Here is a 12,084-nt window from a genome sequence, read left to right on the forward strand (position 1 = left end):
AATTATTTAAAATCATATAAATAGGTTTGTTATGAAATTTATTGAAACACGTGGCAATGATGGCCAAAGACCAAGTTCAATTACGTTTGCTGAGGCCATTTTAAGCCCTATGTCTTCGTTTGGTGGTATTTATTCACCTGAGAGTTTGCCAGCGTTTTATTTAGATTTTATTCAATCACATGTGGATTCGGGTTATAAAAAGCTGGCTAAAGATATTTTAGCCATGTTTGAGGTCGATATTGACGAAGCGGTGATTGATGAAGCTTTAAACCTATATGATAAATTCGATGATCCAAATAATCCTGTGCCTGTTGAAAAGGTATATGACGATTTGTACGTGAGTGAGTTATTCCACGGGCCTACACGTGCGTTTAAAGACATGGCGCTTCAGCCGTTTGGTTCTGTATTGTCTGCGGTAGCAGAGCAACGTAATGAAAAGTATTTAATCCTAGCGGCGACCAGTGGTGATACAGGGCCAGCGGCGCTTGAAACCTTTAAAAATCGTAATAATGTTCAAGTTGCTTGTATGTATCCTGATGGCGGAACTTCAGATGTGCAACGCTTGCAGATGGTGACTGAAGACGCTTCTAACTTGAAAGTAATCGGTATTCATGGTGACTTTGATGATGCACAATCGGCTTTAAAAATGTTGCTGACTTCAGAGGCTTTTGCAACTTCGTTAAAAGAGCACAATATTTCGTTATCGGCGGCTAACTCAGTGAACTTTGGGCGTATCATCTTTCAAACCATTTACCATGTTTACAGCTATTTAGAGCTGGTTCGTCAAGGTGCGATTCAGTTAGGCGATGAAGTGTATTTAAACGTACCAAGCGGTAACTTTGGTAATGCCTTAGGTGGTTACTATGCATACAAAATGGGCTTGCCAGTCAAGCAGATTCATATTGCATCAAATAATAATAACGTTTTGACTAAATTCATCACGACAGGTGAATATGACCTGCGTGATGTATCGGTTATTCCAACCACATCGCCAGCGATGGATATTCTTAAATCATCTAATATTGAGCGTATTTTATTTGATTTATTGGGTGCGGAACGTACTAAAGAGCTTATGCTTCAACTAGATAGCGATAAGTTTTATAAAATTACTGCCGACGAATTGGCGAAGGTACAAGCCATTTTTGCAGCGGACTTCTGTTCCGATGAAGAAGGGTTGGACTACATTAAACAAGCGTTTTCAGTTGGTTATTTGATGTGTCCGCATACTGCAACTTGTTTTAAAGCTTATGAGACTTGTCGTAAAGATAAAAGTATTAAAACCATCGCTTATGCAACAGCAGAGTGGACAAAGTTTTCACCCATTATCGCCTATGCCTTAACAGGTGAAAAATTTGCTAAAGATATTGATGCTCTTAAACTGATTGCTGAAAAAGCGAATGTTAAAATGCCTGCACAGATAGCTGAGCTGTTTGATAAACCAATTGCACAGCCAACCGTGATTGATAAAGGCGATATTGAAAAAGAGATTTTGGCTTTTTTAAGTTAAATCAACTTGTAATAAAATAATATAACTTAATCGTTAAAAGAAGAGCCAAAACATTTATGCTTTGGCTTTTTTTATAGGTTGAATATTATCTATTATGAATTATGAATTATGAATTATGAATGGTTTATGAGTCTAAACCTACCAGGCCTGGCAACTTATAGGTTATGGTTTAAATTTACTGCATTGAATTAATGCGCAGTTGTAGAGTGGTTCTGCCTGCAAAATTATTTAAACCAGGCTGGTAAGTGCATTGCACCTTATCACCCACTAGAAATGGCGTTGCTTCTTCATTTGATTGCTTAGCGTTAAAATAAATCGCCTGAAAAATTGAACCATTTTCTGTTTTGAGTTTGCAAGATAGGTGGGTTTTGTTTTGTCCTACCTCTCGAAGTTGTACAATAATAAAGTTGCCAAAAAACATAGGTTTAGGCCACTCTCTTCCAAACGGTTCAAGCGCGTTAATCTCATCAATGAGTGAAGGTGTCAGCAGGTTATCTGCTAATTCCCCATCGGTTTCAATAACAGGAACAGGTGCTTCATCACCGAGCTGGAGTTTAACTGCTTGTTCAAACAATTCGGTAAAAGTGTTATAAAACTCGATTGGAATCATACAGCCTGCGGCACCTTTATGACCACCCATTGACAGAAAAAGATCACTTTTTTGATCAGCCATCCATTGGAAGGCCTGTCTTAAATCAATATCGGGTACAACACCACGAGCACTTCCCGCTAAGGTACCATCTTCTAAATCTGTCATAGCCACCGTAGGTACACCATATTGCTCCCCAATTCGAGAAGCAATAATGCCTTGAATACCCGCATTGCCATTCAGTTTGAGCGTCATCGAATAGGTGTTGTGATGGTATTTTTGTTGTGCTTGCTGCTGCGCTTGTTGGAGCATAATTTCTTGTTGAGAACGACGGTTCTGATTGTCTTCATCCAGTTGCTGTAAATAGAGTGCAGCTTGGGAAACATCGCGTGCTGTTAAAAAGTTAAAGGCCGTGTTTACATCACTGACACGGCTAGCCGCATTGATTCGTGTAGCGACTTGAAAACCAAGAAACTCGGCATCTATTGGCATGCCCTGGTTATCGTTAAGTTGTCTCAGAGCTTGCCAGGCAGGGGATTGAAACATATTAATTAACTGTAAACCTGCGTGAACAATTGCACGATTATTGGGAGCTTTAAGGCTAACACTATCGGCCACAGTGCCTAAAGCTACGTTCAGGGCAAGATATTTAAGTGAAGGGCTATCTGGAGTTAATAGCTGGCTTTTAATCAGTGCTTGACGTACCTGAGTCATAACTAAAAAGATAACAAAACAGCCAGCAACGGTTTTGTCATACTCACAGCCTGCTTGCTGGGGGTTAACAGTGCAAACCGCACTTTGTGGCACACCAGCTTGTGGGATTTGATGGTGGTCGGTGACACAAACTGGAATGTTATGCGACTTGAGAATCGCTATACGCTCTTCATCACTTGATCCTTGGTCTGCGGAAATGACTAATTCAATTGGTTCTTCAATGGCCAAAATACGTTTGACCACATCCTCCGTGATGCCATAACCTGTTTTGCGATCACCAATGATATGTTTGATACGGTTTTTAGGAACACCAAAATAATCACATAGAGCAGTAGTCGCTACCCAAGCAGAGGTCACGCCATCAGTATCATAGTCTGTAGCCAAAACAATTAGGCCATCACCTTGTATAGCATTCACAATGATTTGAGCAGCTAAATCGATATTTTTAAGAGCAGAAGGGTGTTGTATATGTTTTAATTTGGGAAAAATAATTTCGTGTAATGAGTCCGTTTCATCAGTACGATTAGCGACTAATTTTGCTTGAAAATCAGTAAGACCAAGTGACTTAGCTAATAAAAAGACGGCTTCAGAAGGCGTGCGCTGGACAATTTTAGGTTGTTTAATCATCAAGGAATTTTAACAGAATGAAAGAGTGTATTGGGGTCTATCTACACGGTTTTTTAAGTAGTGGTCAAAGTGAAAAAGGACAGTGGTTAACTCAAAAAAATACTCAAGATAGTTTTTTGGGTAAAAGTCCTCTTTTTACGAAATTTATCACGGTTACCTATCCAATTAAATCAGTGCATGAAAGCCTAAAAGTGATTGAATCCATATTGGCGAAATATAAAGATCGTTTAGATAAAATCGTTATGTTAGGGTCGTCAATGGGGGGCTTTTATGCACAGTATTTAGGCCAAAAATACCAATTACCCTATATTATGATTAACCCAGCTTTAAATCCTGTGCCTGTGTTCTCTGAAAATATAGGCCTGCATACGAATCCATCAACGGGTGAGGTTGTACTTATCGATAACGCTTATATCGCTGATATACAAAGTTATGATGTGAAAACACTGGATAAAAACATTCCTGCTTTGTTATTAATAGATACTGATGATGAAGTGATTGACGTTGATTTTGCCATTCAACACTATCAAGATTCTGCTGCTGTGAAGCGGGTAAACAGTCGTTTTGAAGTTGTTATCTATTCAGGTGGTGATCATCGTTTTATTCATATGGAAGATGCTTGGTTAAAGATAAAACAGTTTATAGAAAACCTTTAAATTAACTTATAACTCATTGTTAAACATGGGTTTTGTTAAATTATCAAGCCCAGTTATCAAATGTTTTACCTAATGAGGAATCAAAGTTTTCTTGTTCAACTTCTAAGACTTTTATCAAACTTAACATCTGAGTTTTAGTTTGAGTGAGTCCAATCAAACTGTTTTCAAGTGATGGGTTTTGTGGGGTATTGAGTGTGTCATAGTTAGCGGGTGAATAGGGGGGTAATGGCTGGTTTGCCTTTGTTGAGCTGGTGTTTTGCTCAAGTAAGCTATGATTAATGGATTGACTGATTTGATTAAGTTGATTGAAGCCGTTGCTTAGGCCGTTATTGGCAATCATGCTTGCATTCGTTTTAATGTCCATTATCAGTTTCCTAGAGAATTAATGAGTTTATTTGGTTTTACACAGCATTATTAACGTCTTTTTTTACTTCATAACGTTTATTGTTTTTAATGGTATATTCAATGAAAACATTGCCTAATTTTTCACTACCTTCTCTATCTATTTTAACTTCGATATTGTCATCTTCCCACAGGTAGCTTGAATAAGATAAACCACCTCCCCAGCCTTTTCGTTTTATAAATTTAGGTTGGCCAATCTCTTGAGCGAGAAGCATAGCAATGTCTTTCGTTTCTATAGGCGTTCTTTTATTTTGATTAAGTACGGAATAAGGTCTATACACCCTTTTAACCGTTACAACATTACCCGCGTTGTTGTATTGAAAGGTAACATGATAACTATCTCTGATAGTGGACCAAGGGTAAAATTTGTCAATATTACGTTGTTTAATGGTGGATTTTGCTTGTAAAAAACCGCCAATATCCCATAAATGCGTTCGTACTTTATTAAGGTTGGCATCCACCAGTTTTAAACCTAAAAACTCAATCTCTTTTAGAGGCTTGTTTGTGGTGTTTTCAGCCGTTTCAGCAAAGGCGTTTGCCGATAGGGTGAGCATAAATACAATAAAGACTAAACTCGATAAACCAATCAATACAAAATGAAATCGATGAGAGGTAGGTGCGCTGTCAGTGTGAATACCCGTTAGCTGTTTGAGTTTGAACATCTTAGAGTTCCAAATTAAGTATTAGTCTTTACATGTTTTGAGGTAATCAAATAAGTTTTACCTAAAATCATAATGGCTAATTCATTAATCGGCCAAATTTAGAAATTCTTGAATAATTTGTTTAGGGAATTGCTGGCGTAACTCTTCAGATAAGAGTGTAATGGCATTTTCATCTAGTTCAGGAGGTTCAAGCTGCTTTCTCTGGTTTATCATAATATCAATACTCGCATCAGATGGATTATCTTCTAGTTGCTGACGATTTAAAATAGCCTCTGAAGCCTTTGATTCAGTTACATTAATTGAAAATAGATAAGGGGATGATTTAGATTGTTTAGCCATTTTATAAAACTTCTGACGATGTTCATACTTTAAAAAAGTGGCATCAATAATGACATTAAACCCTTGTTTTAGAGCCATTGCGGCAAAATCATTCATTGCTTGATAGGTTTTTTGATTCATTTCAGGGGAATAGAGTGATCTCTTTTGATCTTCTGATACTCTATCACTGGCAGCAATACCAAATAAACTTTTACGAATCCGGTCTGAACTAATGATAAGAGCATTAAAATCGTCTAACTCATCGAGTAGTTGGTTGGCAAAGTAGCTTTTACCAGAACCTGAGACACCTTGTAAAAGTAGGCATTTAGGTTGAGGTGGTTTTTCTATATACGCGAATGCCTGTTGTATGTATTGTCTAGCCACTTGCTCAACCTGCTTTTTTTCATAATTATCAGAAGGCAGTTGTTGCGCTCTAAGTGCTGTAATTTTAGCACGTACCAAGGTTCGATAAACTCGATAAAAGTTTAATATTTTCAACCCGTTATAATCTAAAGTTTGGCTTAGATATAGGGAAAGCAATTTATAGCTACAGGCTTGTTGGTGTTTAAATTCCAAATCAATTAATAAAAATGCAAGGTCGCTGAATACATCTATCCAACGAAAGTATTCATTAAATTCTATGCCATCAAAAAGAACAGGTTGTTCTTCAATTAGGGTGATGTTATCGAGATGTAAATCACCATGGCAAGCTCGAATAAACCCCTCTTTTTTGCGCTGAGTAAGCAACTTATAAAGCTGTTTGTATTGAGTGTTTGTCCACTCAAGAAGAAGGCTTAAATCGTGTTGTATTTTAGGTTCGTGAAAATAGTCATTGAGTGTAGGAAAGTTGTCCAACATGGGTTGAAGCTGAATTTCAGGATTACCATAATTTTCATCTGGGTTTACAGGATGAGCAGTCTTATGGAATTGAGCAATCTGTTTTGAAAGTTTTTCAACCAGTTTAAAATCTAAAACACCTTGTTTAAGCAAACGACCTAATACCATATTAGGGTCAAATTGACGCATTTTAACGAGATACTCAACGTGTGTGTTTTGCAACCGACTATGCTCATCTTCAGGGTGGTTATGCGGTTTTAATGTGGCTGAGAAATTGTTTATGCAGAGTTTTGTAACGCCAATATACAGATTGGGTGCTGTTCTGCGATTTAACTCGACTTCTAAAAAACAAAATTTTTGACGTTTTTCTAATGAGGAGAAGTCTAGAAAGCCAAAATCAACATTTTTTTTCAATTTGTAGGCGTATTGCCCTGTAAGGAAAACAATCGATATATGGGTTTCAATCGTGGTAATGACCTCAACAGGGTGAGGGTAGGTCTCTGGGTTGAGTAGGATGTCAATGAGATTAGCGGTATTCAATACAAATAACTCTTTTAAGAAGTTTTTTTACCGAAAAGGATTGAATGAAAATAAAAAAAGCGCTTTTTAAAACTGAGTATTTTGTTTTAAAAAGCGCTTTTACAGATGGATTAAACTCACTAAACAAGTTTTTTCTATCTTTGAATTAGTTTCGTAAAAAACTAAGCAACACCTTGTTTTTCACGAATCTCTTGTTTGCGCTTCATCTCAACCGTTAGCGTGGCTGTAGGGCGTGCTTCCATGCGAGGTAAGCCAATTTCTTCACCACTCATCTTACAATAACCGTATTCACCAGATTCGATTTCTCTGAGTGATTTGTCGATTTTTGCAATCAGTTTTCTCTCACGGTCACGCGTACGAAGCTCAAGAGCAAATTCTTCTTCTTGGGAAGCGCGATCGTTAGGGTCTGCAGGGGTATCAGAGTCTTTTTTAAGATGAGAAACGGTGCCATTTGCTTCTTCAATAAGCTGGGTCTTCCACGCCAATAATTTACCTTTGAAATGCTCTAGCATTTCAGGGCTCATGTACTCTTCGCCTTTTTTTGGCACATACGTTGGATAGTTTTCAATAAAGTCGATATTTTCCATTTTCTCTCTCCTAATCACCGCACTTATTTTTGTTTTAAGTTATTTTGATACTTAGTACGATTTCATTTAACGGTGTTTTATATCAGTTTTATTCACAATCAACAAGAAAATTTTGTTAATGATTAGAATCCAGTTATAAAAAGTTGTTAGGTTAATCATAATGCGAAGATTCTGCTTTTAGCTTGAAATTGTTCTGAGATTAAAGCAAAATCCCTCATCAGTTTTTTAGGTTATCGCAATCTAAACGTATTTTTTACATTCGATTCTGTGATTGTAAAAATGTTTGGGGTAATAAATCAATCTATTTTATAAAGAGAGTCCACAATGGCTGAATTACAAGCACTTTTATTTGATGTTGACGGTACACTTGCTGATACCGAAAAAGATGGACACCGTCCCGCCTTTAATATGGCATTTGAAGAGGCAGGGTTAGATTGGCATTGGGATGAAGCTTTGTATGGTGAGTTGTTAGCGGTTACGGGTGGCAAGGAGCGCATTCGTTTCTATTTAGAAAAATTTAATACTGATTTCCAAAAACCAGAGAATTTTGATGAGTTTGTGAAAGGTTTACATGCGGCAAAAACTCGGTTTTATACTCAATTAATGGCGGAGGGTAAAATCCCTTTGCGACCAGGTGTTGAAAAGTTAATCAATGAAGCAAAAGAAGCGGGTATGCGTATGGCGGTTGTGACAACCACAACCCCTGAAAACGTGACGGCTCTATTAGATAATACTTTGGGTAAGGGGTCAGAAAGTTGGTTTGAAGTCATTGCCGCGGGCGATATTGTGCCAGCCAAAAAACCTGCTCCAGATATTTATATTTGGGCTTTAGAGCAAATGAATTTAACCGCTGATGAGGCCATTGCTTTTGAAGATTCTAGAAATGGAATTCTTTCTTCTGTTGCAGCTAGCTTAAAAACCATAATCACCATTAATGATTACACTAAAGACGATGATTTTAGTGATGGTATTTTAGTTTTAGACCAGATGGGGGATGAAAATAACCCATTTACAGTATTAGCGGGCAATGCTTTTGGTAAAACCTATTTAGATTTGGCGTTAGTTAAGCAAATACACGCTGCTTAATGAATTGGTTAATGATTTGATTAATAATTTGATTACTCAGTAATAAAAAACCGCATTTTAAGAGTATAAAAAATGCGGTTTTTATATTTCAATATCAAATCTACCAGGCCTGGTCGATTCTAACTTATAAAGGCTTTAAGCAAGGTTTTAAGCTTTTTCAGCTAAGGCTTGCTTTTCAAACTGAATGCCTTCCCAGCCAAATTCTATAAAGTTTCGGATGTTTTGATGATCATCATTATTAGGGTGTTGTAATACGTCGATTGTATAGAAATCACCAAAAGCATTTAAAGTGGCATGTTGTGATAAATGATGCATTTGAGCAAATGAAAACACCTTACACGAACCATTATTGGTATTGGCTTCATTCTGTGTATTACCATTACGGAATGCTGTCGGTGAAAAATCATAGTTTTCATCAATTACCTGCATGACGTTGCTGAAATCCACGGGGTGTTTATTTAAAGATTGAATAAGTGTATCTACGGTTAATTTGCTCATCTTATGGCTCCTAATGCGCTGATTTCAATTTGGGGAGAAGATACACTAATTGCATAAAAATATCACTATTTTAACAACTTCAATTGCGTTTAAATTTGTGACTTTTATGTTAAAAATAGTATTAATCTATTATTTGTGTAACGCCATAAGCGGCCTGGTTATGTATTGAATTGCATAAGGTTGCAGGCAATTGATGCTCTCTTAATTTCATCCAGACGTGGCTTAATGTACCACTGCCCACCGCATACACGTTTTTAACCATTATCTCATCCGTTTCACTCATCTTTGATAAGGCCTGGTAACATAACGCTTCAATATGCGCCATTCCATTGAGTAGCTGCAATAAAAATAATTTGTGTGCTTGTAAACACGGGATGGATTGATTGATCTCTATCGCTGTACACTTTGGAAGGGACGGCAGTTTTGGAGGGTATTGTGTATCTAAAATAGGAAATCTTTCTCCTGGTGTGATCAGCGGATAAAACGCTTCTGGCTTCATGTTTAAAAAAGCCTGAATATCTTCATTTGTTATTTTGTGGTTCAAAAGCTTTAGTTGTTCGATTGAGTAAAAGTGTCTTAAAACCTGACCTCCTGAATTTGAGGCGCCTCCCACTAACCAATGGTTGCCTAAACGATGGCTGTATAAACCAGTGTTAGAGTCGAATATTGGTCTGTTGGAAATGGCTTTTATCGCGATTGTTGAGCCTAATGAAGTGACTGCATCACCAGGCTGTTTAGCACCAGAAGCCAAAAAACCTGCGATGCTATCGGTGGTTCCAGCCATGACTTTAAGTTTAGGGTGAAAGCCAAAAGACTCTGCAATATTTGGGTTTATTTTTTTGAGAAACTGCCCTGGTTTTACCACTTTAGGTAATTGAATGTTTGGATTGATTTCACCAAGTAAATCCGCCACCCAATCTGGCCAGGCCTGGTTAATTAAATCGTAGCCTAGTTTTAATGCATTATTCTCATCGGTAATATTAAGCGCACCACATAAGTAATAATTTAAATAATCAATTTGATGGCATATAACCATATTCTTGTTTTTTGGAATCGCTTCAAGAAGACTCATAACTTTAGCTAAAGTGCTTGAGGCTCCGTGAGCGCCATTTTGATTCTGTTTGAGGTGAATGGAGTTACTCTGCCTTGCTAACTCAAGTGCCTGATCAATCCTAATGGCTTGCTGTACTGCGTGAGTATCGTTGTACATCAACGCATCTGTACAGGTGTTTTTTTTGGGGTTTAGTAAAAGAACCGTTGATGAAGTGGCATCCAAAATTAAGTGTGTCACGGCGCTCAGTTCTGTTTGCTGTTTTAAGTTGCTAAGTAGGAGATTGAGTCCATCAATCCATAAGGCGGGTGATTGTGTAATGGTGTTTGTATCGCTATTTTTTACAGCTGAAGGGATTGAAACGGCATGTTCTACAATAATCTCTTCATGCAAAAGTTTATGGTCAGTAAAGGTTTTTTGAACAATGCACGCCCTAAGGCCTGATGTTCCTAAATCTATACCAAGTATGATTTTGGTTTTTTGCTTTTGTAGGTTGTTTGAGTACGTCAAAGTAAATGCCTAAGCTTAGAGTTGAGCTGAAAAGTTGTAAACTTGAATAAAGGTTTTATCATTATACGTAAACAATAAAGTTGATGACATATTGAGATTGGCAAACTTAGGTTAAAACACTCAAGATTTGTAATATTCTACTGATGATAGTATGTATCTTTTTTATCTGAATTGACTACCCAAAAAGTGTCTAAAAAAGGTACAATTGTGAATTAATTTTTAATAAAAAAATTCTCGTTATTCTTAATTAAGTCTTAATATTTTTTTAAATAAATTTGGTGCGCTTTAAGCCCTTTATTTATAAAGACTTTTAAGATTTAAGAGAGCGTTTTAGAGTCATGTTAGCGTGTTCTAGATTGACTGGATTTTAAAATTACACGTTTAAACACAATGTTTTTTGGAGTTAACTGAATGAATGAGTTGCAACAAGTACTATTAATCTTTGCTGTTGTTGTCATTGCAGGATTGTATTTTTTGAGTAGAAGTCGTCAAAATACAATGAAAAAAAACACTCCCAAAGAGACTGAAAACCATTCAGTTTCATCCGAAAAGAACGCTAGCAAAACGTCTCCTTCTGTAAATGCTTTAAAGGTGGATGCCGCATCGGAAGCCCTAAATAACTTAGGTACACCGCATATACCTTTATCGGAGTCAACAGAAAAAAGAATTACAGAAGGTCACGGTTTTAATAATTCTGCGACGGCTGCACAACCCCCTATAGCCGATATTCATAATGAAGAGATTAATCAAAACCAAGGTGTTCTCTCTTTTGGCGAGGAATTTGATCTACCACACCCTATTCACGAATCAAAAAATGAAGATTTACAATCGAATACTCAAGAACATGCAACTGAAGCCGTTGTTCATTCAGTTTCTGTAACAAACAGTGGTACTGCCAATCTTGCAGAGTCTTCTGAAAATAGCATTGAGCAAAAACCAAAGCATCACGTATTAATTGTTGATGACCCAGGAATGACTGGTGAGGTTGATGAAAGCACTGCTCCAGCTGATTTTGTTAAACCTTCGTTTGGCATACCAGAGGAAGAGTTAACCACTAAAAAATTTAAAGCATCTACCAATAAAGAGCCTGAGGTTTATGTGCTTTTGGTAATGAGTACCGCTCAAGAGTTTAAAATGACCGATGTAAACCAAGCCCTGTTAGGTGTAGGTTTAAGTTATTCAGAGCAAGGAATTTTTGTTAAAAACGACAATATGGGGAATGCGTTTATTAAGGTGGCTAATATGTTAGAACCTGGTACGTTTCCGCAAGAAAATCTTCAAGCTTATGTGACCCCAGGTGTGGCTATGATATTAGAGTTGCCAACCACGGTTAGAGCACCTGCGGCGATGCATGATTTAATTATTATGGCTCGTAAGGTTTCACAGCGTTTAAATGGTCGTTTATACAATATGGAACGTCATTTAATTAAAGAGTCTGATTTGCAATCTATGCGAGATGCTGCGTTGGATTACGAGTCTGAACCGATTGCATAAATAAAT

Annotated in this window: 11 protein-coding genes; 4 read left to right on the forward strand and 7 right to left on the reverse strand. The window is 37.2% G+C overall.

What is annotated here, in order from left to right; genetic code table 11:
• The first annotated feature begins 31 nt into the window (after window positions 1-31).
• Window positions 32-1,507, forward strand: a complete 1,476-nt coding sequence (gene thrC, locus A379_RS00800) for a threonine synthase (RefSeq protein ID WP_040724984.1) — start codon at window positions 32-34, stop codon at window positions 1,505-1,507.
• Window positions 1,508-1,682: 175 nt separating this feature from the next.
• On the opposite strand, the gene A379_RS00805 is transcribed toward thrC, so the two are convergent.
• On the reverse strand, window positions 1,683-3,437 hold the full coding sequence (locus tag A379_RS00805; RefSeq protein WP_040728470.1) for a DHH family phosphoesterase: 1,755 nt from the start codon (window positions 3,435-3,437) through the stop codon (window positions 1,683-1,685).
• Window positions 3,438-3,454: 17 nt separating this feature from the next.
• Here A379_RS00805 and A379_RS00810 point away from each other — a divergent pair, with 17 nt between their 5' ends.
• A complete protein-coding gene (locus A379_RS00810; protein WP_040724987.1) occupies window positions 3,455-4,093 on the forward strand; it encodes a YqiA/YcfP family alpha/beta fold hydrolase in 639 nt (212 codons plus the stop codon).
• Window positions 4,094-4,136: 43 nt separating this feature from the next.
• On the opposite strand, the gene A379_RS00815 is transcribed toward A379_RS00810, so the two are convergent.
• From A379_RS00815 to dksA, 4 genes are all read right to left on the reverse strand, one after another.
• Window positions 4,137-4,457: a hypothetical protein gene (locus tag A379_RS00815; RefSeq protein ID WP_040724989.1), complete on the reverse strand. Its 321-nt coding sequence runs from the start codon at window positions 4,455-4,457 to the stop codon at window positions 4,137-4,139.
• Window positions 4,458-4,494: 37 nt separating this feature from the next.
• Window positions 4,495-5,157 carry a hypothetical protein gene (locus tag A379_RS00820; protein ID WP_051144849.1) on the reverse strand — a complete coding sequence of 221 codons (663 nt, stop codon included), beginning with the start codon at window positions 5,155-5,157 and terminating at the stop codon, window positions 4,495-4,497.
• Between the two features lie 84 nt (window positions 5,158-5,241).
• Window positions 5,242-6,852: a bifunctional aminoglycoside phosphotransferase/ATP-binding protein gene (locus tag A379_RS00825; RefSeq protein ID WP_040724991.1), complete on the reverse strand. Its 1,611-nt coding sequence runs from the start codon at window positions 6,850-6,852 to the stop codon at window positions 5,242-5,244.
• A gap of 161 nt (window positions 6,853-7,013) precedes the next feature.
• Complete coding sequence (gene dksA, locus A379_RS00830; RefSeq protein ID WP_040724993.1) at window positions 7,014-7,439, reverse strand: RNA polymerase-binding protein DksA; 426 nt, start codon at window positions 7,437-7,439, stop codon at window positions 7,014-7,016.
• Window positions 7,440-7,763: 324 nt separating this feature from the next.
• On the opposite strand from dksA, the gene A379_RS00835 reads away from it, so the two are divergent.
• Window positions 7,764-8,525: an HAD family hydrolase gene (locus tag A379_RS00835; RefSeq protein ID WP_040724995.1), complete on the forward strand. Its 762-nt coding sequence runs from the start codon at window positions 7,764-7,766 to the stop codon at window positions 8,523-8,525.
• Window positions 8,526-8,672: 147 nt separating this feature from the next.
• Here A379_RS00835 and A379_RS00840 read toward each other — a convergent pair whose 3' ends face one another.
• Complete coding sequence (locus A379_RS00840; protein ID WP_040724996.1) at window positions 8,673-9,023, reverse strand: HopJ type III effector protein; 351 nt, start codon at window positions 9,021-9,023, stop codon at window positions 8,673-8,675.
• Between the two features lie 121 nt (window positions 9,024-9,144).
• Window positions 9,145-10,584: an FGGY-family carbohydrate kinase gene (locus A379_RS00845; protein ID WP_040724999.1), complete on the reverse strand. Its 1,440-nt coding sequence runs from the start codon at window positions 10,582-10,584 to the stop codon at window positions 9,145-9,147.
• 411 nt (window positions 10,585-10,995) lie between these two features.
• On the opposite strand from A379_RS00845, the gene A379_RS12495 reads away from it, so the two are divergent.
• Window positions 10,996-12,078: a cell division protein ZipA C-terminal FtsZ-binding domain-containing protein gene (locus A379_RS12495; RefSeq protein WP_051144850.1), complete on the forward strand. Its 1,083-nt coding sequence runs from the start codon at window positions 10,996-10,998 to the stop codon at window positions 12,076-12,078.
• Window positions 12,079-12,084: the final 6 nt, after the last annotated feature.

Source organism: Thiomicrorhabdus sp. Kp2 (assembly GCF_000478585.1).
Classification (GTDB): Bacteria; Pseudomonadota; Gammaproteobacteria; order Thiomicrospirales; family Thiomicrospiraceae; genus Thiomicrorhabdus.

Excerpts from the sequence above, each read along its gene's own strand:
- thrC (WP_040724984.1), top strand. The coding sequence starts at position 32 with ATGAAATTTATTGAAACACGTGGCAATGATGGCCAAAGACCAAGTTCA.
- A379_RS00805 (WP_040728470.1), bottom strand. The coding sequence starts at position 3,437 with ATGATTAAACAACCTAAAATTGTCCAGCGCACGCCTTCTGAAGCCGTC.
- A379_RS00810 (WP_040724987.1), top strand. The coding sequence starts at position 3,455 with ATGAAAGAGTGTATTGGGGTCTATCTACACGGTTTTTTAAGTAGTGGT.
- A379_RS00815 (WP_040724989.1), bottom strand. The coding sequence starts at position 4,457 with ATGGACATTAAAACGAATGCAAGCATGATTGCCAATAACGGCCTAAGC.
- A379_RS00820 (WP_051144849.1), bottom strand. The coding sequence starts at position 5,157 with ATGTTCAAACTCAAACAGCTAACGGGTATTCACACTGACAGCGCACCT.
- dksA (WP_040724993.1), bottom strand. The coding sequence starts at position 7,439 with ATGGAAAATATCGACTTTATTGAAAACTATCCAACGTATGTGCCAAAA.
- A379_RS00835 (WP_040724995.1), top strand. The coding sequence starts at position 7,764 with ATGGCTGAATTACAAGCACTTTTATTTGATGTTGACGGTACACTTGCT.
- A379_RS00840 (WP_040724996.1), bottom strand. The coding sequence starts at position 9,023 with ATGAGCAAATTAACCGTAGATACACTTATTCAATCTTTAAATAAACAC.
- A379_RS12495 (WP_051144850.1), top strand. The coding sequence starts at position 10,996 with ATGAATGAGTTGCAACAAGTACTATTAATCTTTGCTGTTGTTGTCATT.